Here is a 26,757-nt window from a genome sequence, read left to right as displayed (position 1 = left end):
CCCCCTACAGCTTGTCGACGACCTGGGCGAGCAGGACGCCCATGCGGGCGGCCGTGGCCCGGCCGACCTCCAGGACCTCCTCGTGGTTGAGCGGCTCGCCCGCCAGGCCCGCGCCGGGGTTGGTGACCAGGGAGATCCCGAGCACCTCCGCCCCGGCCTCCCGGGCGGCGACCGCCTCCAGCACGGTCGACATGCCCACCAGGTCGCCGCCGAGCGTGCGCAGCATGCGGATCTCCGCGGGCGTCTCGTACGTCGGGCCGCGGAAGGCGACGTAGACGCCCTCGGCCAGCGTGGGGTCCACCGCGCGGGCGAGGTCGCGCAGGCGCCTGGAGTACACCTCGGTGAGGTCGATGAACGTCGCGCCCGTGATCGGGTTCTCGCCGGTGAGGTTGATGTGGTCGCTGATCAGGACGGGGTCGCCGACCTTCTGGGTCTCCGGCCGCAGCCCGCCCGCCGCGTTGGTCAGCACCACCGTGCGCACCCCGGCCGCGACGGCCGTGCGCACCCCGTGGACCACCGGCTCCACCCCGCGGCCCTCGTACAAGTGCGTACGTCCAAGGAAGATCAGGGCGTTGAGCCCGGCGGCCGTGCGCACCGCGCGCACCGTGCCCGCGTGACCGGCGACCGCCGGAGGGGAGAACCCGGGCAGTTTCGTCACCGCGAGCTCGGCGACCGTCTCGCCGATCGCGTCCGCGGCCGGGACCCAGCCCGAGCCCATGACGAGGGCGACGTCGAAGGAAGGGATGCCGGTGAGGTTCCTCAGCGTGGTCGCGGCCTCGGCCGCCAGGTCATATGGGGTCACTTTGCTGAGGGTACAGAAGAGCATGAACCCGGCCGATAAGAGCCGGGCCCGTGTCAGTCGCCGAGCTTCTTACAGGGACGGGTGCGCAGCGAGGTGACGTAGTCGTCGGGCGCGCCCGCCTTCTCGGCGGCTTCGGCCAGGATGCCGATGTAACGCGCCGACGGCAGCCCGCCCTCGTAGGAGTTCAGCACGTACGACCAGGCGAGCACGTCGCCCTCCAGCGTCGCGACGCGGAGCCGGAGCTTCCGGTAGAGGCCGAGGTCGGTGCCGATCCAGCGGTCGAGGGACGCCTCGTCCCACTCCGGCACGTCGTAGAGGACGACGAATACCTGCTCGTCGGCGTCCTCGACTATCGTGGCGAGAGCGCCCTCCCAGCTGACGTCCTCGCCGCCGAAGGTGAGCCGCCAGCCCGGGAGCCAGCCCGTTCCTCGCATGGGCGAGTGGGGAGCCCACTCCGCCATCTGCTTGGGGTCCATGTTGCTGCCGTAGGCCGCGTAAACAGGCACGGCACACAAGCCTAAACCAAGATCCCGAAAGTTGGACGGGTAGCGCGCACGGGGGTGTGGCGAGAAAAATCCGCGTAGTCAGCCCGTTACGCGCACCTCGCCGGGAATACGAAGCCAGGATGCGGGACAATGGACCATGTGACAAGGATCGTGATCATCGGTGGTGGCCCCGGCGGATACGAGGCGGCTCTGGTCGCCGCGCAGCTGGGCGCCCAAGTCACCGTCGTGGAGGAGGAAGGGCCCGGCGGGGCGTGCGTGCTCACCGACTGCGTGCCGTCCAAGACCCTGATCGCCTCCTCCGTCCGCAAGCAGGCGCTTCTCGACGCGTCGTCGCTGGGGGTCCGCTTCGACGGCGGCCCTGACCACGACGCCGGCGGCGTCGCCGTGGACATGATCGACGTGAACAAGCGCGTCAAGGAGCTCGCGCTGGCGCAGTCGAACGACATCGCCGCCCGTCTGGCCGCCGAGGGCGTCGAGGTCATCCGCGCCCGGGGCCGTCTGGTCGATCCCCAGGTGGTGCGCGCGGGCGACCGCACGATCCGGGCCGACGTGGTCATCGTGGCGACCGGCGCCCACCCCCGCGTGCTGCCCGGGGCGGAGCCCGACGGCGAGCGCATCCTCAGCTGGCGCCAACTGTACGACCTGGAGGAGCTGCCCGAGCACCTGATCGTGGTCGGCTCCGGCGTCACCGGCGCCGAGTTCGCCGGCGCCTACCGGTCGCTCGGGTCGGAGGTCACACTGGTCTCCTCGCGCGACCGGATGATGCCCAACGAGGACGCCGACGCGGCCGAGGTGCTGGAGGAGGTCTACCGGCGCCGCGGCATGAACGTCATGGGCCGCTCGCGCGCCGCCTCGGTCAAGCGCACCGAGCACGGCGTCGTCGTGACCCTGGAGGACGGCCGCACCGCCGAGGGCAGCCACTGCCTCATGACCGTCGGCATGGTCCCCAACACGTCCGGGCTCGGGCTGGAGGACAACGGCGTGCGGCTCGACCGCAACGGCTTCATCGAGGTCGACAAGGTGTCGCGGACCTCCGCGCCCGGCGTGTACGCCGCGGGGGACTGCACCGGCGTCCTGATGCTCGCCTCGGTCGCCGCCATGCAGGGCAGGATCGCGGTCTGGCACGCGCTCGGCGAGGCCGTGCAGCCGATCAGGCTGGCCACGGTCGCCGCCAACATCTTCACCGACCCGGAGATCGCCGCCGTGGGCGTGTCGCAGCGGCAGATCGAGGCGGGCGAGATCGAGGCGAACGTCGTCAAGCTGCCGCTGGCCACCAACGCCCGGGCCAAGATGCAGGGCTTCAACGACGGTTTCGTGAAGCTGTTCTGCCGTCCGAACACCGGCATCGTGCTCGGCGGCGTCGTGGTCGCCCCGCGCGCGTCGGAGCTGATCCTGGCCCTGTCGGTGGCCGTGCAGCACCGCCTGACCGTGGACCAGCTCGCGCACACCTTCGCCGTCTACCCGTCGCTGTCGGGCTCGATCACCGAGGCCGCCCGCCGCCTCATGTCCCCGCTGACCGCCGGGGGCATCTGACCCGCCCCCTCCACGCGGGGTCAGTCCGCGCACCCCGCGCCCACGGGGACGCGGGCTGCGGCCGCGCGTGGGCTCAGCGCCCGCGCCGGCCAGATCATCGCTCCGACCATGCAGGTCACCAGGGCGAACGCGAACGGGAAGGCGAACGCGCCGGCCAGCCAGCCGATGACGGAAGGCGCCACGAGCCCCGACATCCACGTGATCGTCGCGACCCCCGCGACGCCCTCGGCCGGCGTACGGGCGACCTGACCCGCCGCCGCGAACACCAGGGGCACGACGACGGCGACGCCGGCGCCGAACAACGCAAATCCGGCGATCACCGGTGCGGGAGTGCGGAACGCGACCACCGCCACGCCGCCGAGCACGGCCGTGACGGCCCCCGCGCGCACCGTCGCGACCGGCCCCAGCCTGCGCACCGCGAAGTCTCCGGCGAGCCGCACCGTGACCATGCACGCGGTGAACACGGTGAAGCCCGTCGCGGCGAGGCCCGCGCCCGCCCCGGTCACGTTCGTGAGGTAGATCGCCGCCCACTGGCCGCTGGCCCGCTCCGCGAAGGTGGCGAAGAAGCCGATCAGGCCGATCAGCAGGACGGACCTCGGCGGCACAGTGAAGCGGGACGGCGGCTTCTCGTCCGGCGCGGGCGTGTCGTCCAGGAGCACACGGCTTCCCACGGCGCCCACGGCGATCAGCGCCGCCGCCATGAGAGTGAGATGTGCACGCGCGTCCAGGCCCGCCTGCGCCGCAGCGGCCCCGATGCCCGCGCCGCACAGGTTGCCGACGCTCCACATGCCGTGCAGGCCGGACATGACCGAGCGGCCCAGTCGCCGTTCGACGAGCACGCCCTGGGCGTTCATGGCCAGGTCGCACATGCCGGCGGCGGCGCCGGACAGGAGGAACGCGGGCACCAGCCACAGGGGCCCCGGCGCCAGCACGGGCAGGGCCAGCGCCGCGCACCACAGCGCCAGCAGGATCCGGGTCGTCGCCTTGGCCCCGAAGCGGTAGGCCAGCCGCGCCGTCATCGGCATCGCGAGGAACGAGCCGATCGGCGGGCAGAGCAGGACGAGCCCGAGAGCGGCCGTGCCCAGGCCGAAGTGGTCCTGGAGCCACGGCATCCGGGTGGCGAGGGTGCCCGCCACCGCTCCGTGTACGGCGAAGACGAGGGCTGTGGCCCGTTGATGTCTGTCTCGCATGGAGATAAATTAACAGGCAGGGTTCCTGATAAAAAGAGGGTTTTTCATGAAGACCGCGACACCCCAGCTCGCCCGGGCCATCAACGACCGGCTCGCGCTCGACCTGCTCCTGGAGCGTGGCCCGCTGACCGCGCCGCAACTGCGCGCGCTCACCGGCCTGTCCCGCCCGACCGTGTCGGACCTGATCGAACGCCTCCAGGTCAACGGCCTGATCCGGGTCACGGGGGAGAGCGGCGGCGACCGGCGCGGCCCCAATGCGCGGCTCTACGGGATCGTCGCCGACCGGGCATTCGTGGGCGGGGTGGACGTGCGGCGCGACGTGGTCAACGTCACGGTCGCCGACATCGCCGGCGTCACCATGGGCGAGGCGGCGCGGCCGATCGGGGAGAACCTTCCCGCGCTGGTCGCGGAGGCGCTCACCGAGGCGGCCGGCTCACGTCCCCTGCATGCGGTCGTGATCGGTGCGCCCGGCATGGTCGACCCGCAGACCGGAGACCTCGCGGCCGGGAACGCGGAGCCCGCCTGGCGACCCGGGCTCCTCCCGGCCCTGCGCACCCTGGTCGACGCGCCGGTCATCGTGGAGAACGAGGTCAACCTGGCCGCCGTCGCCGAGCACGCCACCGGGGCGGCCGCCGGGCGGGACGACTTCGTCCTGCTGTGGCTGGGCGACGGCGTCGGCGCGGCCGTCGTGCTGGACGGCAGGCTCCGCCGGGGCGCCTCCGGCGGCGCCGGCGAGATCGGCTTCCTCGGCCGGCTCGACATCAAGGTGTGCGACCTGCTGGGCGCGCAGGCCGTACGCGGACTGGACCTCCCGGCCCTGGCGGAGAGGGTCGCGACGGCCGCCTTCACGCTCGTGGCCGTGCTCGACCCCGGCCTCGTCGTCCTCGGCGGCGCCACCAGCCTGGCGGGCGGCGACCCGCTGGCGGCCCTGGTCGCCGAGCGCCTGGCGGAGGTCTCGCCCGTCCCCGTGCACGTACGCGTGAGCGGCATTCCGGACAATCCCGTCCTGAGGGGCGCGGTCTCCACCGCCCTCTCGATCGCTCGCGACGCCGTCTTCGGGCAGGGCCGCCGGTGAACTCGCCGAGGTCAGCGGTGGCCGCCCGTGGCGGACAGCCGTGACCTGACCTCGTGCAGCGCCTGCCGTCCCCGCGCGACCGCCGTGGCCGCCGCCTGCAGGTCGTAGGGCGTCTGGGCGACGTTCAGCGCCTGCTTGGCCGCCTCGTAGGCGTCGAGTGCCGCGCGCCACTCATGCGTCGGGCCGCTGACCTGGTTGATCTTCATCTCGAAGTCGAGGGCGTCGATCTCCTCGCCGAAGCGGGTCACGTCCTCCTCGGCGGCGTGCCTGGCCACCGCCATCTCGGCCACGAAGCGCTCCTTGCGCCGGTGCGCGACGCCCCACAGGATCAGCGTCAGGCTCAGGCCGAGTCCGGACACGACGACGAGGATGAGCGCGGGCGACGGGCCCTTCGGGCGGACGGCGTTCGCGGGCACGTCCTGCTCCCAGGAGGTCGTGCGGTCCGCGGCCGGTTCGTCTCCGGCGGCGCCGGGCGTGACGGCGTCGTCGGGGAGGTTGACCGGCGTGCCCCGTGCCCCGGTGAGGTCCACGTCGTCGGCCTGGGTGAAAGAGGCCTTGTCGACGTTCGCCCCGTGGAAGTCCGCACCGTCGAGTTCGGCCTGGGTGAACTCCGCCTCGGACAGGTCGGCGTCCTTCAGCGCGGCGTGCTCCAGATGGGCCTGGCCGAGCTTGGCCTCGCCGAGTTTGGCCCGGGTGAAGTCGGCCTTGCGGCCCTTGATCTGCCCGAGAGTGGCGTCCTTCAGGTCGGCGTCCACGAGGCTCGCGTCGGTGAGGTCGGCCTGGGTGAGCACGGCCCGGGTGAGGACCGCGCCGGTCAGGTCGGAATGCGGGAACTCGGCCTGCACGGCGTCCGCGTCGGTGAGGACCGCCCCGCGCAGGTTCGCCCGCTTGGCCTGCATCTGGCCGAGGTCGGCATCGGTGAGGTCGGCGCCGCGCAGGTCGGCGTAGTCGAGATGCGCCTGGCCGAGGTCGGCCTCCTTCAGCGAGGCCTTGCGCAGGACGGCCCCGGCGAGGTCCTTGCCCGTGAGGTCCACCCCGTCCAGCTTCGCGCCGGTGAGGTCGGCGCACCGCAGGACGGGGGGCAGTGCGGCGCTGGTGAGGTTCCTGCCGTGCAGATCGACGCCGCTGCCCGGCTTGCAGGGCGCGGCGGCCGCGTGAGCGGCTGTCGCAGGAAGCGACAGGAACGCGAGCGACAGGAACAGGGCGGCGACGAAGAGGGGGGCGAAGCGACGCACGGGGGGCCTCCTGAGGGGAACATCCCGAGTCTCCCATGCGATCTTTAATCGCACTTGCAATCCGCTGACGGCTCCCGATGCCGGCATCTCCGGAGCGGCGAACGTGGCAGGAACCCGTGGTCGCGGCCCCCGACATGACGAAGGGGCGGACCCCCGGGTCCGCCCCTCGTCGATGCCGCGCGGAAAGCGCTCAGGAGTTACCAGTCGCCGCCGCCGAAGTCCCCTCCGCCGAAGTCGCCGCCACCCCAGTCGCCGCCTCCGCCGCCGAAGTCACCGCCACCGCCGAAGTCGCCTCCACCGCCCCAGTCGCCACCGCCGGACTCCACGCCCGCGGCGTAGCCGGAGTCGTAGCCGGCGCCGTATCCGCCGTGACCCCAGCCGCCGAACGCGTTGCCGAGCATGGTGCCGACGAGCATGCCGGTCAGCAGGTCGCCGCCGCCGAAGCCGCCGTAGTAGCCGTACGCGTAGGGCTGGTAGGCGGGACCGGCGTCCCAGTAGGGCCTGCGGTGGCCGTTCACCATGACCTCGCGCATCTGCGGGTCGAAGCCGCGCTCCACCGCCTCGGCGTCCGCCGCGCAGGCGGGGACGTCGCGCACCGCGCCGCCGGGGGGCGCCCAGCGGACGTTGCGGACCGACGGGCCGTGCTGCGGGTTGAAGAAGCACGGGGGGAGCCGCTCGGGCAGCGGCTGGTTGTTCACGCGCGCCTTCACGCAGGCCAGCGCGTAGCGGCCGTCCTCCAGCGTCGAGGTCACCGTGCGCAGGTCCTCGGGCCGCTTGATCCCGTCCAGCTCGGTCTTGGCCCGCTCGTAGGAGTCGAGCGCGCGCTGCCAGTCGCCCGTCGTCTCGGCCTGCGGGAGCATCTTGACGTCCACGTCGAGCGCGGTGATCTCCTCACCGAACTTCGTGACGTCCTCCTCGACCGTCTGCTTGACGGCGGCGAGCTCGGCGGCCTCGCGCTCCTCACGCTTGCGCTTGTTGCGACGTCCGATGATCCACAAACCGGCACCTCCCACAACCGCGATGCCCAGGATGCCGACAAGCACACCCGAACCACCGCCACCGCTCTTGCTGCCAGGAGTCAGGGGCTCCTTGCGGTTGCCACCCGCGAACTGGTCGATCCGGTGGACGAAGTCCTCCATCACTGCGACCGGGTCGCCCTTGTTGTTGGCGGCGGCCAGGTTGGCGATCTGGCCGGCGGCGCCCCGGGAGTTCCTGCCGAGCGCGCTGGACCCGGCGAACAGGTTCGTGCCGTCGATCACGGCCACGGTCGCCGAGGTCCGGCCCGCCTGGGCGAGCGCGTTGCCGAGCTGCGTGATGTACGCGCCCGCCTGCTGCGACGAGGTGATCGTGCCGTCGGGCAGGGCGACCGCGTAGATCTTCGTGTTCGCGTTCTCGAGCGCGTCACGCACGCCCGACTGCTGGTCGGACGTCAGCGGGGCGCCGCTCTGCACGAACAGCGGGTTGCCGCTCTTCCAGGACGACAGGACCGTGGTCGGGTCCGGGGGAGCCGCCGCCATTGCGGACGGTGCGAGCGCGAGCAGGGTGATGAGCCCGGCGAGCAGCGCCGCCAGGGCGGCCCCCACCCGGCCGAGCGGTGTCTTCATGGTCACGGCTTCAAGCCTCCTTCGCCCTACAGGACGAACGGCAGGGCGCGATGGTTCCTCCACAAAAACCTATCGTTCCGCACCCGGGAGGCGGCATGCGTCCTCCTGCCGACGAATGACGGTGGCGTCGGCCGCCGAACCGTCCGCCGCGATCTCGCATCGAACCCCTCATGGATCGAAGACGTGATCAAGGAGTTGCGTTGCGAGGCGTTGCGACAACGACGGCACGACCCGTCCCTTTCGGGTGAGGTGGCGGATGCGCGTCTACTTGGGCATCGCCGCCAAGCGGGCTGGTGCGCCGTTGCCTCCCGTGGGGTTCGCCGCGGCCCGGGCCGCGATCGGCCGTGCCTTTCCCGTGCCCGCCGAGACCGTCACCGCGGAGGAGTGGCGGTCCGTCGCGGGCGACGTGGCGCTGCTGTCGTGGTCGAACGAGCCCGGGGACGGCGTCCTGCCTCTCCTGATCAGGGGCGATGGGGTCAGGGGCGATCGGGTCGCCGGTGTCACCGGTCATCTCGCCGACCCCGCCGATGCCGCACGCCTGCCGGCGGCCGGTCGCCTGGGGGAGACCGCGTGCCGTACGGGCGGCTGCTTCTCGGTGTTCCGCGCGGGGGAGGGCGAGCTGACGGCCGCCACGGGGATGACGGCGGCCTGCCCGGTGTTCCACGCGGAGACTGCGGACGTCCACGTCGTCGGAAACCGGGCGCTGCTCGTTCACCTGGTCGCCCGCGCCGTGGTGACGGGCACGGCCCGTCCGGCCCTCGCCTGGAACCTCCCGGCGCTGCAGTCCATGGTCCGGATGGGCTACTTCCTGTCCGACGAGACCCCGTTCGACGGGGTGCGGGCGCTGCCGCCGGCGACCGAGATCGGCATCGTGCGGGGGCTGGGGGTGACCGGCGAGACCCCGCCGCCGGAGGCGCGGCCCCGGCCTGGCTCCGCGCGTGGCGTGCGCGCCCAGGCCGACGAGCTCGCCGCGGCGCTGCTGGCCGCCGTGCGACCGCTGGCGGCCGTCACGGAACCCGTACGGCTGTCGCTCACCGGCGGCAGGGACAGCAGGCTCCTGGCCGCGCTGCTCCATCACGCGGGCGTCCCGTTCACCACGGCCACCTCCGGGCGCGAGGGAACCGCCGACGTCGTGCTGGCACGGCGCGTCGCCGCGGCCCTCGGCGTGGAGCACCGGACGGTCGAGCCGAAGCGGTCGGCGGACGCCGCGCACCTGGTCGTCGCCCACCCCAGGGTCCGCGCGCACAACGTCGTGCACGTCTGCGAGGGCATGCTGTCGGCGTACGAGAACGTGCCGGAGGCGGCGGGTTTCGACCCGAGGCCGCGGATGTCCGGGCACGGCGGGGAGGTGCTGCGGGCGGGGTTCCTCCACAACCAGGAGGACCTCGCCGTCACCGCCATGCGGCGCAGGATCGAGGGGTTGTTCACCAGGAACGCCGACCTGCTGAGCCGGGAGGCCGCGGATCACGCCCGCGATCTGGCGGAGCCGTGGCGGCGGCGCGGGGAGGACGACCCTGCGGGGACGCTCGACCGGCTCTATCTCACCTACCGCGTCGGCCGCTGGCACGCCGCCTCCCGGGCCGCGCTGCTGCGCGGCGGGACGCCGGTTCCGCCGTTCCTCGACAACCTCGTCGTGCGGACCGCGCTGAGCATCGACCCGCTCTGGCGGCGTTCCGAGGAGGTGGTCCACCGGTGCATCGTGGCCTTCGCCCCCGCGCTGCGGGACGTCCCGATCGAGGGCAGGCCGTGGCGGTTCGCCGCCGAGCCCGCGGGCCGGACGTTGCTCGGCCGCGTCCGGCGTCGCCTGTGGGACGTCCCGTCGCCGGTCGCCGGTGGAGGCGGCCCCAAGCCCTGGAACTGGCGCGTCGACATTCCGGAGGCACTGGCCGCCGAGCTCCGCGCCGGCGTCCTCGCGGGGGACGGGACGGCCGTCACGGACGAGCTGGCGCGGATCGTGGACGAGGCGGCGGTGGCCGGTCTGTTCTCCGGTCTGTCCGCCACGTCCGGGGGGCGGCCGAAGGCGCGGCGGCCCCAGGTGGCGTGGCACCTGTTCACGGTGGCCGCCATGGTGGCCGACGGCTTCTCCGGCTCCGCGCCCCCCGCGGACGCGCCGATGCGGATCGCCGATCCGATGGACGATCACAGGGGCGACGGCCGCGTGCCTTCGAGGGCACGGGCGTGACGCGGGCCTCCACGGCCCGCGTGGAGGCTCAGGCGTCCTTGATCTCGCACAGGACGGCCCCGGCGGTGACCGTCTGGCCGACGGCGGCCGCGAGGCCGGTGATCGTGCCGCCCTTGTGGGCGGTCAGCGGCTGCTCCATCTTCATCGCCTCGAGGACGACGATCGTGTCGCCGGGCTCGACGGTGTCGCCGTCGGCGGCGACGACCTTCACGATCGTGCCCTGCATCGGGCTGACGAGGGAGTCGCCGCTCGCTGCGGCCTTCTTGGCGCCGCCCCCGCCGGACCGCCGGGGCGCCGCCTTCCTGGCCGGGGCGGGGCCGGCCGTTCCCAGGCCCGCGGGCAGGACGACCTCCAGGCGCTTGCCGCCGACCTCGACCGTGATGCGTTCGCGCTCGGCGGGCTCGGCCGCCTCCACGACCCCCTCGTACGGGGGGATCTCGTTGACGAACTCGGTCTCGATCCACCGGGTGTGCACGGAGAACGGCTCGCCGGTGAAGGCGGGGTCGTCCACCACGGCCCGGTGGAACGGCAGCACGGTCGGCATGCCGCCGATCTCGTACTCGGCCAGGGCGCGGCGCGACCGCTCCAGCGCCTGCTGCCGGGTCGCGCCGGTGACGATCAGCTTGGCCACGAGCGAGTCGAACGCCTGCGGCACGCTCATGCCGGTCTCGTAGCCGCCGTCCAGCCGCACGCCGGGGCCGGACGGGACGCGCATCGACGTGATCGTCCCCGGCGCGGGCAGGAAGTTGCGGCCCGCGTCCTCGGCGTTGATGCGGAACTCGATGGAGTGGCCGCGCAGCACGGGGTCGTCGTAGCCCAGCGGCTCGCCGTCGGCGATGCGGAACATCTCGCGGACCAGGTCGATGCCGGCGACCTCCTCGCTGACCGGGTGCTCGACCTGCAGCCGGGTGTTGACCTCGAGGAAGGAGATCGTGCCGTCCTGACCGACGAGGAACTCGCAGGTGCCGGCGCCGACGTAGCCCGCCTCGCGCAGGATCGCCTTGGAGGAGGAGTAGAGGAGCTCGAGCTGCTCGTCGGTCAGGAACGGGGCCGGGGCCTCCTCCACCAGCTTCTGGTGGCGGCGCTGGAGTGAGCAGTCGCGGGTGCTGACGACCACGACGTCGCCGTGGGCGTCGGCCAGGCACTGGGTCTCGACGTGACGCGGCCGGTCGAGGTAGCGCTCGACGAAGCACTCCCCGCGCCCGAAGGCGGTGACGGCCTCGCGCACCGCCGACTCGTACAGGTCGGGGATCTCCTCCATGGTGCGGGCCACCTTGAGCCCGCGCCCGCCGCCGCCGAACGCCGCCTTGATCGCGATCGGCAGGCCGTGCTCCGCGGCGAAGGCGACGACCTCGTCCACTCCGGAGACCGGGTCGGGGGTTCCGGCCACGAGCGGGGCGCCCACGCGCTGCGCGATGTGCCGGGCCTGGACCTTGTCGCCCAGCGCGGTGATCGCCGAGGGCGGCGGGCCGATCCAGATCAGGCCGGCGTCGAGCACGGCCTGGGCGAAGCCGGCGTTCTCGGCGAGGAAGCCGTACCCGGGGTGGACGGCGTCCGCGCCCGTCTTCTTCGCCACCGACAGGATCTTGTCGATGTCGAGGTAGGTCTCGGCCGGGCTCTGCCCGCCGAGCGCGTGCGCCTCGTCGGCCACCCGCGCGTGCAGCGCGTCCAGGTCCTGGTCCGCGTAGACCGCGACACTGGACATCCCGGCGTCTCTGCAGGCCCGGGCGATCCGTACGGCGATCTCACCGCGATTGGCGATCAGGACCTTGTGCACCGCGTCCATCCTTCCGTCGGACCCCTGGGTTACGAGCCTTGGTGGATTTTATGCACCTGGCGACGCTGGACGGCGTCCGCCCCCTTACTGAGTGGGACTGCCGTCGCGCCTCATCCTCACCCCTCCACGTCCCCATCACCGGTATGCCGGGTTTGAACCGGCATGTTTTGAAGCGGCACCGCCGGTCGGGTTCGTTAGGCTGATCACTTATGCGGGGACCCGGCCTTCTGGCGACCGTGCTGGCGCTGCTTCTCATGGCACCGCCCGCGCCGCCCGCCCAGGCGCGCGCCGCGCCGGTGCGGTGCGCGCCGCGCAAGGGCAGCATGGGCGTGGCCGAGCCGTGGGCGCAGCGCAGGCTCGACCCGAAGCGGTTGTGGCCGCTCACCACGGGTGAGGGGGTCACGGTCGCGGTCATCGACAGCGGGGTGGACCTGACCCACCCCCAGATCCGGGTGGCCAAGGAGGTGGACTACACCGGGACGGGACATCGCGACTGTGTCGGCCACGGCACCGCCGTCGCCGGGATCATCGCCGCCCAGTACGTGAAGGGCGTCCCCTTCATCGGCGTCGCGCCGGGCGTGCGGCTGATCTCGCTCAAGCAGACGAACGAGGAGAACGGCGACCCGGACACGCTGGCCAGGGCCATCGTGGACGCGGCCGACTTCGGCGCCGACGTGATCAACGTGTCGATCGACGCCCACGACGATCCGAAGCTGAGGCAGGCCGTGGCGTACGCGCTCGGCAAGGACGCGGTGATCGTGGCGGCGGCCGGCAACACGACCGCGGATGACGGCACGCCGGAGGCCTCCTACCCCGCCGCCTACCCGGGGGTGCTCGCCGTGGGGTCGGCCACCCCGGACGGCAGGCGTGCCGACTTCTCCAACACCATCACTCCCGTCTCCGTCCTGGGGCCGGGCCAGGGCATCACCTCCACCTGGCCCGGGCGGTCGTACATGAGCGGGCTCGAAGGCACCAGTTTCGCCGCGCCGTACGTCGCGGGGGTGGCGGCGCTGGTGCGGGCCCGCCATCCGGAGCTGAACCAGGAGCGGGTGCGGTGGCGCATCACCGCCACGGCGGACGGCGGCGTGGGAACGGGCACGGGCGCCGGGATGGTGAACCCGATGCTCGCCGTCACCGCAATCCTGCCGCTGGAGGCCGTGGACGCCCCCGTGATCGCGCCGCCGGCGCCGGCCCCGCTGCCGCAGAACGCGTTGAGCAGGGCGGCTCCGGTGGACCGGGAGGCGATCGACCTGGCGCTGACGATCGCGGCGGCGGCGCTGTGCGGTGTGGGACTGATCGTGGCCGTGCGGGTGTTCGTGCCGATGGGCAGGCGCAGAAGGTGGCGCCCCGGCCGCGAGGGTTGACTCGTCGGCTTTGAGTAATTGACGGTTAAATGTTTTGGCCTGCCGGAAACAGCTGCTTTGTGCGGTGTCCTCTTGGTTGAATGATCCTGATCAGGTCACTTCCAGAAAGGACTGAGATGCACCCTTTACGGCCGGGTGATCCCGAGCAGATAGGCGAGTACGCCATCCTGGGACGGCTGGACGAGGGGCCCCGCGGCGACGTCTATGTCGGCAAGGAGACCGGCGACGACGCCCCTGTGCGGGTGATCAAGCTCTTGGCCGCCGAGCCGGGTTCGGGGCAGGCCGTCCTCGACCGGCTCGCTGTGGCCACGCGTGTGTCCAGCTCATATGTGGCCCGCACGATCACGGCGGGCCTGTTCGGTGATCGACCGTATGTCGTCAGGGAACACGTCGAGGGGCGCAGCCTGGCCGCCGCCGTGGCGGCCGAGGGCCCGCTCTCGGGGGAGGCGCTCGAACGGGTCGCGGTGGGCGTGCTCACCGCGCTGACCGCCGTGCACCTCGCCGACCTCGCGCACGGCTCGCTCACCCCGCACAACGTCATCGTCGCGGACGACGGCGTCAAGCTGACCGACGTCGCCGTCGGGCCCCCGTCGGGCGAGCCGGCGTACCGGGCTCCGGAGCAGATCAGGGGCGAGCGGTACGACGCGTACGCGGACATGTTCGCCTGGGCCGCCACGGTGGTCTTCGCCGCGACCGGGCGTCCGCCGTTCCCGCAGGAGCCGCAGGCGGTGCTGAACGCGCAGCCCGACCTCGGCGGACTCGAGGAGCGGCTGCGCCAGGTCGTGCTGCCCGCGCTGGCCAAGGAGCCGGGGCAGCGGCCGACCGCCTACACCGCGATGCTGCAACTGCTCGGCGGCGGCGCCGCCGGGGCGCAACCGGCGGCGGGTCCCGGCGCGACGGTGGCGCTGCCCGCGCAGCCGTCGCAGCCGCCGGTCGGGGGAGTCCCCGTTCCGCCGGTTCCGCAGCAGACGTGGGGTCCCGCGCCCGTGCCCCAGCAGCCGTCCACCCCAACCTGGCAGCCGCCCGCCATGCCGCAGGAGCAGCCCCGGCAGCAGACGTGGGGGCCGCCGACCACCCAGGGCCAGGTCGAGACGGCCAAGCGCAGGCCGTTCCCCGTCGGCCTCGCGGCGGCGGTCGGCGCCGTGGTCCTGCTCTCCGGAGTGGGTCTGTGGGGCGCCGGCCACTACGCCGAGGTCCAGCTGTCGCCGGCCGCCGCGGAGCGCGCCGCGGGCCAGCACGGGACCGGTGGGCGTGTGATCGCGGGCGGCGGAGACGTGGGTGGCGGGACCACGGGAGGCGCGACCGGAGGCGGCGGGCAGGCCCCGACGCCGGCGCCGCAGGTGACGGTGCCGTGGGCGCTGACGTCCGACGATCCCGACTCGCCGGTGCAGCCGCTGGTGCTGCCGAGCGAGTGGCCGACGGACGCTCCGGTGACGCCGGAGCTCACCTCGGTCCCGACGCCCGGCCCGATCGTGCCGGTGCCGACCCAGCCGGTGGTCCCGCCGCCGGCGCAGCCCACCGGCCGGACGCAGCCGACGGCGCATGTGACGACCACCGCCACGGTCACCGCGACGCCCAGCCCCACGGCGAGCCCGGTGCCGACGGAGCCGTCTCCCGAGCCCCCGCCCACGCAGTCGCCGAGCCCGGTGGCCACGGAGACGCAGGAGACGGTGCCGACCCAGGAGCCCAGGGTGCCCGCCCGGCCGAGCCCCATGGTCTCGCCGGCGCCGACCACCCAGGCGCCGCCCACACCGGCGCCGTCACGGACCCCGACGGCTGCGCCGACCCATACCGCGACGCGGACGGCGGCGCCCCGCCCGACGGTCACCAGGACGGCGACGCCCCGCCCGACGGTCACCAGGACGACGACTCCGCCGAAGCCGACCGCCACGCCGAAGCCGACGGTCACGCTGAGGCCCACGGTCACGGCCAAGCCGACGACCGCGGCGCCGAAGCCGACCAGCACCGCCGCTCCGGCGAGGAACCCCTACAGCCCGGCACAGGTCTGCGGGTCGGGCTTCTACGTGCAGCACAGCAGCCCTCTGGCGGCAGGCACCGTCTACCAGCTGTACAACGCCGGCACGGGGGAGAACTGCGTCGTCACCATCAAGACGGCCGACGTCGGCAAGGCGACGCCCGTCTCCGCGACCCTGGAGGTCCAGGGCGGCGGCATGAAGACCGACAGCGGTAGCTACGAGTACTACGCCGGCCCGGTGAAGCTGCAGGCCAAGGGCAAGTGCGTCAGGTACTCCGGCCGCGTCGGCTCGGCCGGCGCCAGCTCTGACTGGGGCAACTGCGGCTGACCGATCCACAGGAAGGCCGGACCGCCAGGTCCGGATTCAGGAAGGCCGGGCGGGCACCCGCCCGGCCTTCCGTCTGCGCTCCGCCTGAGATCCAGCCGTCCAGGGCGTCGATGACGACGGTCACGAGATCCGACACCGCGAGTGGCAAATGCCAGTTCCGGAGGCGGTCATGCCGTCTCATCCGGCGCGGAGACAGAAGGGGTGCCCGGCGGGGCTGGCGTAGACCCGGGAGCCTGTGGCCGGTGAAACGGCATCATCGCTTTCGGGGCTGAGACGACGGGCCCCGGCAGAGACCGCCAGATGGTCCGCGGCCTCCAGATCGTCGACCGCCAGATCGACGTGCATCTGCTGTGAACGGCCGCCGGGCCACTGCGGTGGAAGATGCTCTGGAGCCAGCTGGATCACGAGCGTCGGAAACCCGTCGATCCGGAGAAAATGATGAGTCTGCGTCCGGGTGATGGCGCCGCCCAGCAACTGATGCCAGAAGGCACTCTCGGGCTCCAGCTCGGCAGCCTCCAAGAGCACCGCACTCAGGGTGAATTTCATGACTTCCTCACTTCGAGATTCGTGGTCGTACGAGGTGGGGGTGAGCCTCGAGGACTGCCAGCGGTGATCGGTCACACCGCCGGGATGATGCCTCCGTCGACCCGGAATTCGGCACCGGTGAGCCACTTCGCGCGCGGTGAGGCGAGGAAGGCGATCATCTCCGCGACGTCCTCGGGCTCGCCCGGCCGCCCCATCGGCACGTTCAGGTGGTCCACGATCTGCTGTTTGACCTCCTCCAGCCCGGTGCCCTGGCTGTCCGCGATTCTCTGTAGGTGCTCCGTCGACCCCTCCGTGACGACGAAACCCGGCAGGACGCACACCACGCGCACGCCGTGCTTGCCCACGTCGGTGGCCAACTCACGGCTGTAGACGTTGAGCGCCGCCTTTGCCGCCGCGTACGGCGCCTCGGACGGCTGCGGCACCCGGCTCGCAATCGACGAGACATGCACGACCACGCCGGAGCCCCGCTCCACCATCCCCGGCACCAGTACCCGGTCCAGGCGCACCGCGCTGAGCAGATTCATGTCGAGTTCGGAGCGCCAGGATTCGTCGGAACGCCGCAGCGTCGGCACCGCGCCGGTCGTCGCGCCCGCATTGTTGACCAGCACATCCACCCCGCCGACAGCGTCGATCACTCGTCGGCCGAGTACCGCCACGCCCTGCTCGGTCGCAAGATCCGCGGGGATGAACGTCGCCGGGAAGCCTTCCGGGGGCGCGCTGCGTGAGGCGGTCAGCACCTGCGCGCCGGCCTCGGCGAAACGGCGCGCGGTGGCCGCCCCCAGGCCGCGGCTTCCGCCGGTGACGAGCACGCGCAAGCCGCGGAGACCCTCTTCCGGTACTGCCATGACCACTGCTCCTTCAGTAAGGTGAACCGGACTCCGGAAACTATACTGAACCCGGTTCACCTTAAGGAGCACCTGTTGCCATCGCCACGACCGCTGCGCGCCGACGCCCGGCGTAACCGGGACGCCCTCCTCGCCGCGGCACGCGATGCATTCCTCGCCGGCGAGGCCGATGCGCACGTCGAGGACATCGCCCGGCGGGCCGGCGTCGCTGTGGGCACGCTGTACCGCCACTTCGAAACGCGTGAGGCCCTCGTCGAGGAGGTCTATCGGCAAGAGGTCGCCGAACTGTGCGCCGCGCCACCGGCACTCCTGGAACAGCACGCCCCGGACGAGGCCCTGCGGCAATTCCTGCTCCTGCTCGTGGAGCATGCTGCGATCGGCAAAGGAATGGCCGCCGCGCTTGCGAGCATCATGGCGACAGACTCGCCGGTCTTCGTCGACGCGCGCGCACAGATGGCCGCCTGTCTCGACCGCTTGCTCGCCGCAGGCTCCGGGGCAGGCACGATCCGTGCCGACGTCGACGGCAAGACTCTCCTGCGCGCTATGGGAGGCGTCTGCAACCTGCGCGCCACGGAAGGCTGGCGTGAGGACGCCGCACGGATAACCGCACTCCTCTTCGACGGCCTGCGATGCCGCGCCGACATCACGAGTGCCTGACATGCTCGGGGTTCCGTGAAGTCGGCGTGGTTCGGCACCAGCCCCGGAGCCTTCAACGATCACCCACTCTCACCCCAGGTTGTCGCCTTTCCGCGATTGCTACTGGGACCCCTGAGGCTCGTCGAACGGGGTGAGGCCGGGAACGGTCATACTCGCCGGTCATCTTCCCGCTGGTCGCCCGGGGAGACCGCATCGCCGCCCGGGTCGGAGAGGGTCCAGCTCGCGAGAAGGGCCAGGGCGCGTTTCGAGGATGAGCCGGCTTCGGCGGTGTAGACGAAGAGCGTCATATCGGGGTCTCCGGGCAGGGAGAGCGTCTCGTACTCGACGGTCAGTTCACCGACGAGAGGGTGACGCAGCCGCTTCGAGCCGTGAGTGCGCTGGTGGACGCGGTGCTGGTCCCACCAGTGGGCGAACTCGCAGCTGTGCTCGCGCAGGTCGGCGATGAGGGCGGCGGTGGCCTGGTCGTCCGGGTCGCGGCCGGCGTCGAGCCGCAGGCTCTCGACCGCGGCCCGCGCCTGGACCTCCCAGTCGACGAACAGCGATCGGGCGTCGTCGTCGAGGAACATCCACCGCGCGTAGTTGCGGTGCCGGGGCGGCAGCCGTTCGAAGTCGGTGAACAGCGCTTTGGCCATCCGGTTGGCGGCGAGCACGTCGGTGCGGCGGCCGAGGACGAGGGCGGGCTCGCCGTCGAGGGCGTCGACGAGCTGGTAGAGCCCGGGGCGCACGCGCTGGACACCGCGGGCCCGTCGCCGTACGGGCGCCGCGGTGATTCCGATGAGGTCGTGCAGATGCGCGCGTCCCGCGTCGTCCAGCCCGAGGGCACGGCCGACGGCCTCGACGACCGCCGGTGACGGGGTGATGCGCCGGCCCTGTTCGAGGCGGGCGTAGTAGTCGGTCGAGACTCCGGCCAGGAGCGCGACCTCCTCGCGGCGCAGGCCTGCGACCCGTCGTACGCGGCCGTCCGGGGGCAGGCCGGCTCGTGACGGATCGACCTGGCTCCGGGCCCGTCTCAGGAAATCAGCGAGTTCACGGTTGGTCTCGGCCACGAGACCCAGTCTCTCTCCTGCCGTCCGGTCCTGACTGGTCCTGTGCGTCCTAGGTCGCACAGTGCGCGGTCGCGCAGGGCGCGCTATGGGCCCCCACAGCGGCTCGTGCTGAACCAGGCTGGTGCCGTGCCGGTCGCGGGGCTCCCCGGCCGGCGCTACGGCCACATCCGACAAGCAGAACATTCGACAAGCAGGGGATGATCATGAGCTTCCCGACAGATCGACCGGCCGTCTGGTTCGTGACCGGCACCTCCCGCGGCCTGGGCCTCGAACTGGTCAAGCAGCTGCTGGCGCGCGGTGACCGCGTGGCCGCCACGACACGGTCGTCCGAGCGGCTGCTCGCCGCGCTCGGCGACGGGATCGACCCGTCGCGCCTTCTCCCGCTCACGGTCGACCTCCGCGACGAGGCGGCGGTCAGGCGGGCCGTGGGGGAGACCACCGAGCGCTGGGGAGGCCTGGACGTCGTCGTCAACAACGCGGGCTACGGCTTCCTGGCCGCGGTGGAGGAGACCGGCGACCGCGAGGTCCGCGACATGCTCGACGTCCAGGTCGTGGGCGTGTGGAACGTGCTGCGCGCCGCCCTGCCCATCCTCCGCGAGCGACGCGGCGGCCACATCGTCAACGTGTCCTCGATCCTGGGCCTGACCGCCGTCCCAGGCTGGGCTCTGTACTGCGCGGGCAAGTTCGCACTGGAAGGGCTGAGCGAGGCCCTCGCCGCCGAGGTGGCGGACTTCGGCGTCACGGTCACCATCGTCGAGCCCGGCTACTTCCGGACGGAGTTCCTCACCGAGGACTCGCTCGCCCTGCCCGCCGAGACGACCGCGCACTATCCGGCCATCCGCGAGATGACCCTCGACCACCTCGAACTCCAGGGCAGCCAGCTCGGCGACCCGGTCAAGGGCGCCGGCGCGATCATCGGCCGGGTCCTGGCCGGGGAGGGCCCGCTGCGGCAGCTCCTCGGCTCGGACGCCCACTCCTACGCCACGGCCAAGGTCGAGGCCCTGCGGGCGAACGTCGAGGCAACCGCGCTCAGCGCGCCCGCCACCGACTTCCCCGCCGCCTGAACGATCAGTATCCGCGGTATCCGCTGCCGGTCTTCATGCCCACCACACCGGGGACGGCCGAGACCGAGCCGTAGCGCGCGACGGCATAGCGGACGCCCGCGATGATGTTGTCCACCGGGTTCCAGATGTCCTTGTGCCCCGGCAGGGACCAGCGGTCGAACGTGGGGTCGATGGTCTGCATCAGTCCCTTCGAGGGGGTTCCCGCGGCCGCGTTCGAGTCCCAGTTGTTGATCGCATGGGGGTTCCCGCCCGACTCGTGCCGGATGATCATCCAGATGTCGTCCCGGTTCATCTTCCCGACGGGGTAGCCCTGGGCCGTGAGGATCTCGATGGCCTGCTCGATCCACTCCTTGACCTGTCCGGTGGGCGCGGGCCCGCCGCCGGCCGGCGGCGGGCCGCTCGGGCCGTAGCCGCCGAAGCCGCCGCTCCCACCCGAGCCGCTCACGCCGCTCAGGCCGGTCGGGCCGTACGAGGCGTACGTCGGGTGCGCCGTGTCACCGGGGGCTCCCGTGTAGCCGGGGGTGCGCTGCCAGTCGACGGTGTGCCCGTGCCGGGGCACGAACTCCTGCTTGCCCGGGTCCGGGATCTTGGCGAAGGTGAGCCCGCCGTCGCGGTAGTCGGCGCCCAGGTGGGAGCCCAGCGTCTTCGTGGCGTCGCCGACGGCCGTGGTCACCTGCTCCAGGTGCGGCCGGGCGTCCTCGACGCCCCGGGAGACGATGCCCCGCAGCCCGCTCTCGAGCTCCTTGTCCGTGGCATCCTGGTTCCGGCCCCGGTAGGCCGCCGCCTCGGCGACCACGTCGGCGCAGATGCCGTCGATCTTCGACTTGGCGCTCTCCAGCGCGGTGGCCACCTTCTCCAGCGCGCCCGCGCACGCGACCAGGGCGTCGTGGAGGCCGTCGGCCGCCTTGCCGTATTTGTTCATGTACCCGACGAAGGCATCGGCGGAGCGGCCCTGCCACGCGGCGTCCACGGTGCGCACGGCCCGGCCCACGCCGCCTACGTAGTCCTGCGCGTCGCGGGCCGCGCCGCGCCACTTCCCGGCGATGTCGCGGATGTCGCCGGGATCGCCGCTCACCTTCTGCGCCATGGCGGCCAGCTCGGCGCCACCCGGCAGGTCCGAAACCCCACTCATACCTGCATCGAGGTGGACGTGGCCTTGTGGGCCGTCCGGACGTTGTCCTGCACGCTCTCCAGCGCCCGCTCCACGCCCTTCAGCTTGGTCCTCGCGTCGGCCGCTTCCGCGGTCAGCGCGGCGTAGGCCGTGTCGACGGCCGCCGCCAGCGCCGCCGCGCCGTCCACGTGCCCGAAGGCGGCCGCCCGGGTGCCGGGCGTCTCGGGCAGGCCGCCGTGCAGGCTCTCGTACTGGCCCCAGGCCTTGCTCACCGCCGTACGGCAGCTTTCGAGCGCCTGGAAGTGGATGTCGAAACCGGCCACGTACCGCTCCTCTCCGCCTGTCACTCTTCCCCGGGAGGAGGCAGGAACGCGGTCTGGGCGAGCCGCGCGCCGAACCTCCTGTCGACGTGGTAGCCCCGGCCGGGTGGCAGCGGATGCGCCCGGACGTTGCCGAACAGGTAACCCTCGTCCTTGTTGCCGGACAGGATGACGGCGGGGCTGGCCATGTCCTTCAGCTTCTGGATGACCGGGTCGTACATGGCCCGGCCGGCGCCGCCCATCTGGCGCGACAGGACCAGGTGCAGCCCGATGTCCCGCGCCTGCGGCAACAGGTCCACCAGAGGCAGCAGCGGGTTGGACGAGGTGGCGACCAGGTCGTAGTCGTCCACGACGATGTAGACGTCCGAACCCTGCCACCAGCTCCTGTCCCGCAGCTGCTCGGGCGTGAGGTCCGCCGGAGGCAGCCGCTTGAGCAGGGCCCCGCGCACGTTGTTGATCAGCTCCTGGGCGGCGGTGCTCGACGCCGCGTAGCCGATGCGGTGGGCGGTCGCGGCCGAGTCGAGCAGCGACCTGCGGTAGTCGATGACGATCATCATCGCCTCGTGCGGCTGCCGCCTGGCCACCAGCCCCTCGGCGACGAGCCGCAGCAGGTTCGACTTGCCGCTCTCGGTGTCGCCCAGGACGACGAAGTGCGGGTCGGCGTCGAAGTCGAGCAGCACGTGCGAGAGCGTCGCCTCGTCGATGCCGATCGGGATCTTCGGTCCCGTCTCGTCGAGGCCGGGCAGTGAGGCCGCGGGCAGCACCGGCGGCAGCAGCCGGATCGCCGGCGCGGGCGGCCCCTGCCAGGCGTCCCTGACCGCGTGCACCAGCCCGCGGACGCCCGCGGCGAGGTCCTCGGAGCTCTGCACGCCGTCGATCCGCGGCAGCGCGGACAGGAAGTGCAACCCCTCCTTGGTGAGGCCGCGTCCCGGCATGCCCTCGGGGACCGCCAGCGACGCCTTCCTGTTCACCTCGGACTCGTAGGCGTCGCCGAGCTTGAGCTCGACCCTGGTGCCGAACAGGTCGCGGATGCTCGCCCGGAACTCCGACCACTTGTTGGTGGCCGCCACCACGTGGATGCCGTATCCGAGGCCACGGGCGGCGATGTCGGTGACGACGGGTTCGAGCGACTCGAACTCCTGCCTGAGCGTCAGCCAGCCGTCCACCACCAGGAACACGTCGCCCCAGCCGTCGCCGTCGCGGCCGGACTCGGCCCGCATCCGCCGGTAGGCCGCGACGGACTCGATGCCGTGCTCGGCGAAGTCCGCCTCACGCCGCTCGAGGATCGTGGAGATCTCGGCGACCGTACGGCGGACGCGGTCGGCGTCGAGGCGGCTCGCGACGCCGCCCACGTGCGGCAGCGCCTCCAGCGAGGCCAGGGAGCCGCCGCCGAAGTCCAGGCAGTAGAACTGCACCTCGCGCGGCGTGTGCATCAGGGCCATGCTCGTGATCAGCGTCCGCAGCACCGTGCTCTTGCCGCTCTGCGTGCCGCCCGCGACGCCGACGTGGCCCGCGCCTCCCGACAGGTCCAGCCAGAAGGGGTCGCGGCGCTGCTCGAACGGCCGGTCGACGATGCCGACGATCGCGTGGAGCATCCCCCGGCCGCCCCAGCTCGCGGTGGTGAGGCCGAGTTCGGGGGTGACGGACAGCGGCGGCAGCAGGTGGGCCAGCGTCGGCGGCTCGGCCAGCGGGGGCAGCCAGATCCGGTGCGCCGGCGGGCCGTGGCCGGTGAGCCGGCCGACCACGACGTCGAGCAGGCTGTGCCGCGAGCCGCCGGGCTCCTCCGCGGGCGCCAGCTCCCTGGGCGTCTCGGTCACCTCCACGGGCGCGAAGGCGGTGCCGTACTCCACCACGTCGCGCACCGGGCGCCCGGCCTCGCCGGGCGCGGACCGCGCGGGGTCGGCGTGGTGGGGGCCGGACACGTAGGCCGCCTTGAACCGGGTCATCCCCGTGGTGTCGTACTTCAGGTAGCCGTTGCCCGGCGCGGGCGGCAGCTCGTAGGCGTCGGCGACGCCGAGCACGACCCGGCTCTCCATGGCCGAGAACGTGCGCAGGCCGATCCGGTACGACAGGTGGGTGTCGAGACCCCGCAGCCGGCCCTCCTCCAGGCGCTGGGAGGCCAGCAGGAGGTGCACGCCGAGCGAGCGGCCGAGCCGTCCGATCATCACGAACAGGTCGATGAACTCGGGCTTGGCGGTGAGCAGCTCGCTGAACTCGTCGATCACGACGAACAGGGTCGGCATCGGCTTGAGATCCGCGCCCTGCTCCCTGGCCCGCTCGTAGTCGCGCAGCGAGGCGTAGTTGCCCGCGGCGCGCAGCAGCTCCTGGCGGCGCACCATCTCGCCGTGCAGCGCGTCGTGCATGCGGTCGACGAGCGGCAGCTCGTCCTCCAGGTTGGTGATGACCGCCGACACGTGGGAGAGGGACTCCAGGCCGAGGAACGTCGCGCCGCCCTTGAAGTCGACCAGCACGAAGTTCAGGATCTCGGAGGAGTGCGTGATGGCCAGACCGAGCACCAGCGTGCGCAGCAGCTCGCTCTTGCCGGAGCCGGTCGCCCCGATGACCAGGCCGTGCGGCCCCATGCCGCCCTGCGCCGACTCCTTGATGTCGAGCTCGACCACCCGTCCGTCCGCGCCCAGGCCGATCGGCACCCGCAGCCGGTTGCGTCCGGCGCGGGGCTGCCAGATCACCGCGGGATCGAGATGGACGGGGTCGCCCACGCCGAGCAGGTCGGTGAGCGAGGTGTTGACGCCGAGCACGTCCTGCGCCTCGCCCTGGGCGCCGGCGGAGGCGCGCAGCGGCGCGAGCTGCCGGGCCAGCCCCTCCGCCTGGGCATAGCCGAGGCTGTCGGGGTCGCCGAGCCGGTTGCTCGACCGCCGTCCCGCGTGGTCGATCTTGACCATGTGGAAGCCGTCGGGCTGGACGTCCAGCCGCAGCGTGATCGCCTCGGGGGCCGGCCCGGTCACGCCGGACAGGTCGATCACGGTCACGCCCTGGATGGCGTCGGAGCCGAGCTGGCTGTCGTGCGGCACGTGCCCGCCGTCCACGATCACCACGTGGTACGGCAGGGCCTCGGCGGAGGCGCCGGGCCGGAACCTGGCCCGCTCCCTGAGCTCCTCCCCGACCAGCGCGTCGAGGTGGGCGAGGTTCTCCGCCATGAGCCTGACCTGGCCCGCGGCGTCGGCCTGCTCGGGGTGCAGGGCGTGCGGCAGCCACTTCACCCACTCCCAGTGGGGCATCCACTCCTTGCTCGCGCAGATCATGATCCGCATGTCGTCGGGGGAGTGGAAGACGACGAGCTGCGCGATCACGGCCCGAACCAGCTCGCGCATCGCGGTGGGGTCGCCGGTGAGGTGGATGCGGGCGAAGGAGTGCAGGGCGACCGCGACGGGCAGCTCCGACACCGTGGCGTGCGCCCGGACGAACCGGCGCAGCGCCCCGGCCGACAGGGCGTCGAGGTCCTCCACCGGCTTGGTGTCCGGCGGGACGAGCTGGATGGCCAGCTTCTGCACGCCGGTGCCGAGCCGTACGGTCGCGAAGTCGTCGTCGCGCGGCCTGCGCTCCCACAGGCGCGGCCCCATCGCGATCCACCACAGCGAGTCGGGCGGCGGCCCGCTCCACTCCAGCGCCTCCCGCTGCTGCACGGCGGCCCTGCGGACCTTCCTGCGGATCTGGCCCAGGTAGCGGAAGTAGTCGCGGCGCAGCCCGTTGAGCCGGTTCCTGCGCTCGCCGGCGTTGCGTCCGAGCTGGCCGACGCTCATGCCGACCATGGAGACGGCGAACAGCCCGCTGGCCACGTACATGAGGGGGTTGCCGGTGCCGCCCGCCGTGAACATCAGCGCCATCGCGGCGCCGCCGGCCAGCATCGGCACGTACGTGAGCATGGACATCAGACCCTGCGGCTGGACCTCGGGAATCTCCGGTGGGGATTCCAGGAGGATCTCGCCACGGGGTGGTTTGGGGCCCGGGCGGCGTTCGGGACGCGAGACCACGACAATGCTCATCTGACTGACTTTTCTACCAGGTTTGCCGATATTTTCGGGCTGTCAGAGAGATCTTCGGGAGAGGATTCCCGCTGTGTCATCGCCGGCCCCCCTTCACATCCAGCAGGGTGTCGTCCAGCAGGGCATGGTTCAACATGGCCCGGTTCAGCAGGGCGCGTTGCCACAGGCGACCGTGCCGCTGCCGCCCCTGTGCCACGTCACCGTGGTCGCCCCGCGCAGGAAGGCGGACCTCGCGCTGCCGTCGGACATCCCGTTGCCGCACGTCATGCCCGGACTGCTCCGGGCGGTCGGCGAGGCGGGAGGCGACGCGGCCGCGGCCCCCGGCTGGGTGCTCCAGCGCCTCGGCGGCCCGCCGCTCGACCTCGGCCAGAGCCTGGGCGCGCTGGGCGTCCTGGACGGAGAGGTCCTCTACCTGCGCCCGCGCGACGCGGTGCTGCCGCCCGCGGTGTACGACGACGTGGCCGACGTCGTCGCCACCGGGACCAAGGAAGGCGGCGGCAGGTGGGAGCCGCGGCACACGAGGCTGCTCGGCATGGGCGTGGCCGCCGGGCTGCTCGCGCTCGGCGCCGTCGTCCTCGCGCTGGCGGCGGCCCCGCCGCGGCTCACCGCCGGAGTGGCCGGAGCCGTCGCGGTGCTGCTCCTCGCCGCGGGGGCCGTGGTGTCCAGGGCCGTCGGCCGGCCCACCGCCGGCGCCCTCGTCGGCTACGCGGCCCTGCCGCACGGCTTCCTCGCCGGGCTGTTCACGCCCGGCGCGTCGGGCGCCGTGCTGGTCCTCGGGGCGCCCAACCTGCTGGCCGGGCTCGCGTACACCGCGCTGGTGGCGACCGTGGGCGGCGTGCTGATCGCCGACGGCGTGGCGGGCTTCCTCGGCGTCGCGGTCGCGTCCGTCGCCGGGGCCGTCGGAGCCGGGTGCGTGATGGTGTTCGGGGGATCGGGCGCCGGGGCGGCGGCCGTGGTCGCGACGGCACTGCTGGCGCTGAGCCCGCTCATCCCCACGCTGTCGTTCCGGATGGCCAGGGTGCCGCTGCCGCCGCTGCCCACCAGCGCCGAGGAGCTGCGCGGCGACAACCAGCGGATCGACGGCCCGCTGGTGCTCCAGCGGACCGCGCAGGCCCACCGGTACGCCACCGGCATGGTCATCGCGATCGCGCTCGCCGGTGTCGCGGGGGAGCTGCTGCTCGTCCAGCACGGCGGCTGGGTCGCCCGCGTGACGGCGGCGACGCTGGCGCTGGCGCTGGCCATGCGGGCGAGGGTCTTCGCGGGGGTCGCCCAGCGGCTGTGGATGGTCCTCGCCGCCGTGGCCGGGGCCGCCGCCCTGGCGTTCGCGCTGGGCACGGGCGCCGACGCCGTCGTCGAGGTGGCCGTGACGATCGGGGTGCTGTGGACGGCCCTGCTCGTGCTCGGTCTCGGTCTCTGGCTGCCCACGGGCAGGCCCTCGCCGTTCTGGGGGCGGGCGGCCGACATCCTCGACGCGCTGCTGATCGTCGCGCTGATCCCGCTCACGCTGGGCGTGCTCGACCTGTACGCCTGGGTGCGCGGCCTGTCCGGCTGACCCCTCGGATCGCATGACGGCATCTCCCGAACGCGCTGGTC

20 protein-coding genes are annotated in these 26,757 nt (G+C 72.7%); 8 read left to right on the top strand and 12 right to left on the bottom strand.

The window, feature by feature from the left end; genetic code table 11:
• Positions 1 to 4: 4 nt before the first annotated feature.
• The gene (locus FH610_RS07230; protein WP_420813657.1) at positions 5 to 802 is read right to left on the bottom strand and encodes a purine-nucleoside phosphorylase; all 798 of its coding nucleotides are present in this window, start codon (positions 800 to 802) and stop codon (positions 5 to 7) included.
• 53 nt (positions 803 to 855) lie between these two features.
• Positions 856 to 1,308, bottom strand: coding sequence for a gamma-glutamylcyclotransferase family protein (locus FH610_RS07225; RefSeq protein WP_139573495.1), 453 nt, complete (start codon positions 1,306 to 1,308; stop codon positions 856 to 858).
• A 138-nt stretch (positions 1,309 to 1,446) separates the two neighbouring features.
• Between FH610_RS07225 and FH610_RS07220 the strand changes: the two genes are divergently transcribed.
• A complete protein-coding gene (locus FH610_RS07220) occupies positions 1,447 to 2,841 on the top strand; it encodes an NAD(P)H-quinone dehydrogenase (protein WP_139573494.1) in 1,395 nt (464 codons plus the stop codon).
• 20 nt (positions 2,842 to 2,861) lie between these two features.
• Here FH610_RS07220 and FH610_RS07215 read toward each other — a convergent pair whose 3' ends face one another.
• Positions 2,862 to 4,031 (bottom strand): MFS transporter, encoded by a 1,170-nt coding sequence (locus tag FH610_RS07215; protein ID WP_139573493.1) that lies wholly within the window; start codon positions 4,029 to 4,031, stop codon positions 2,862 to 2,864.
• Between the two features lie 46 nt (positions 4,032 to 4,077).
• Between FH610_RS07215 and FH610_RS07210 the strand changes: the two genes are divergently transcribed.
• On the top strand, positions 4,078 to 5,106 hold the full coding sequence (locus FH610_RS07210; protein ID WP_139573492.1) for an ROK family transcriptional regulator: 1,029 nt from the start codon (positions 4,078 to 4,080) through the stop codon (positions 5,104 to 5,106).
• Between the two features lie 11 nt (positions 5,107 to 5,117).
• On the opposite strand, the gene FH610_RS07205 is transcribed toward FH610_RS07210, so the two are convergent.
• On the bottom strand, positions 5,118 to 6,341 hold the full coding sequence (locus tag FH610_RS07205) for a pentapeptide repeat-containing protein (RefSeq protein WP_161627934.1): 1,224 nt from the start codon (positions 6,339 to 6,341) through the stop codon (positions 5,118 to 5,120).
• Positions 6,342 to 6,538: 197 nt separating this feature from the next.
• Positions 6,539 to 7,945 (bottom strand): hypothetical protein, encoded by a 1,407-nt coding sequence (locus FH610_RS43230; protein WP_240808830.1) that lies wholly within the window; start codon positions 7,943 to 7,945, stop codon positions 6,539 to 6,541.
• Positions 7,946 to 8,201: 256 nt separating this feature from the next.
• Between FH610_RS43230 and FH610_RS07190 the strand changes: the two genes are divergently transcribed.
• A complete protein-coding gene (locus FH610_RS07190; RefSeq protein ID WP_139573489.1) occupies positions 8,202 to 10,127 on the top strand; it encodes an asparagine synthase-related protein in 1,926 nt (641 codons plus the stop codon).
• Positions 10,128 to 10,155: 28 nt separating this feature from the next.
• On the opposite strand, the gene FH610_RS07185 is transcribed toward FH610_RS07190, so the two are convergent.
• Positions 10,156 to 11,904, bottom strand: coding sequence for an acetyl/propionyl/methylcrotonyl-CoA carboxylase subunit alpha (locus FH610_RS07185; RefSeq protein ID WP_139573488.1), 1,749 nt, complete (start codon positions 11,902 to 11,904; stop codon positions 10,156 to 10,158).
• Positions 11,905 to 12,113: 209 nt separating this feature from the next.
• Between FH610_RS07185 and mycP the strand changes: the two genes are divergently transcribed.
• Complete coding sequence (gene mycP, locus FH610_RS07180) at positions 12,114 to 13,268, top strand: type VII secretion-associated serine protease mycosin (protein ID WP_139573487.1); 1,155 nt, start codon at positions 12,114 to 12,116, stop codon at positions 13,266 to 13,268.
• Between the two features lie 116 nt (positions 13,269 to 13,384).
• Complete coding sequence (locus FH610_RS45100) at positions 13,385 to 15,571, top strand: serine/threonine protein kinase (protein ID WP_161627933.1); 2,187 nt, start codon at positions 13,385 to 13,387, stop codon at positions 15,569 to 15,571.
• Between the two features lie 177 nt (positions 15,572 to 15,748).
• Here FH610_RS45100 and FH610_RS07170 read toward each other — a convergent pair whose 3' ends face one another.
• Entirely contained in the window at positions 15,749 to 16,117 is a 369-nt protein-coding gene (locus FH610_RS07170) for a VOC family protein (RefSeq protein WP_139573485.1), read from the bottom strand.
• A 71-nt stretch (positions 16,118 to 16,188) separates the two neighbouring features.
• On the bottom strand, positions 16,189 to 16,962 hold the full coding sequence (locus tag FH610_RS07165; protein ID WP_139573484.1) for an oxidoreductase: 774 nt from the start codon (positions 16,960 to 16,962) through the stop codon (positions 16,189 to 16,191).
• Between the two features lie 75 nt (positions 16,963 to 17,037).
• Between FH610_RS07165 and FH610_RS07160 the strand changes: the two genes are divergently transcribed.
• Positions 17,038 to 17,619, top strand: a complete 582-nt coding sequence (locus FH610_RS07160) for a TetR/AcrR family transcriptional regulator (RefSeq protein ID WP_139573483.1) — start codon at positions 17,038 to 17,040, stop codon at positions 17,617 to 17,619.
• Between the two features lie 146 nt (positions 17,620 to 17,765).
• Here FH610_RS07160 and FH610_RS07155 read toward each other — a convergent pair whose 3' ends face one another.
• A complete protein-coding gene (locus FH610_RS07155; RefSeq protein ID WP_139573482.1) occupies positions 17,766 to 18,665 on the bottom strand; it encodes a helix-turn-helix transcriptional regulator in 900 nt (299 codons plus the stop codon).
• A 203-nt stretch (positions 18,666 to 18,868) separates the two neighbouring features.
• Here FH610_RS07155 and FH610_RS07150 point away from each other — a divergent pair, with 203 nt between their 5' ends.
• Positions 18,869 to 19,729 carry an SDR family NAD(P)-dependent oxidoreductase gene (locus FH610_RS07150; protein ID WP_139573481.1) on the top strand — a complete coding sequence of 287 codons (861 nt, stop codon included), beginning with the start codon at positions 18,869 to 18,871 and terminating at the stop codon, positions 19,727 to 19,729.
• 4 nt (positions 19,730 to 19,733) lie between these two features.
• Here FH610_RS07150 and FH610_RS07145 read toward each other — a convergent pair whose 3' ends face one another.
• From FH610_RS07145 to eccCa, 3 genes are read right to left on the bottom strand one after another with little or no spacing between them, the layout of a single operon-like run.
• Entirely contained in the window at positions 19,734 to 20,861 is a 1,128-nt protein-coding gene (locus tag FH610_RS07145) for a WXG100 family type VII secretion target (RefSeq protein ID WP_139573480.1), read from the bottom strand.
• Positions 20,858 to 21,163, bottom strand: coding sequence for a hypothetical protein (locus tag FH610_RS07140; RefSeq protein WP_139573479.1), 306 nt, complete (start codon positions 21,161 to 21,163; stop codon positions 20,858 to 20,860). The genes FH610_RS07145 and FH610_RS07140 overlap by 4 nt, the downstream gene beginning before the upstream one ends.
• Before the next feature lie 20 nt (positions 21,164 to 21,183).
• On the bottom strand, positions 21,184 to 25,164 hold the full coding sequence (gene eccCa, locus FH610_RS07135; RefSeq protein ID WP_139573478.1) for a type VII secretion protein EccCa: 3,981 nt from the start codon (positions 25,162 to 25,164) through the stop codon (positions 21,184 to 21,186).
• A gap of 73 nt (positions 25,165 to 25,237) precedes the next feature.
• Between eccCa and eccD the strand changes: the two genes are divergently transcribed.
• Complete coding sequence (gene eccD / locus FH610_RS07130) at positions 25,238 to 26,716, top strand: type VII secretion integral membrane protein EccD (protein ID WP_240808816.1); 1,479 nt, start codon at positions 25,238 to 25,240, stop codon at positions 26,714 to 26,716.
• The last annotated feature ends 41 nt before the right edge of the window (positions 26,717 to 26,757 follow it).

It is taken from the genome of Microbispora catharanthi, assembly GCF_006334915.2.
Classification (GTDB): Bacteria; Actinomycetota; Actinomycetes; order Streptosporangiales; family Streptosporangiaceae; genus Microbispora; species Microbispora catharanthi.
This window is presented reverse-complemented; position numbering and strand designations above follow the sequence as displayed.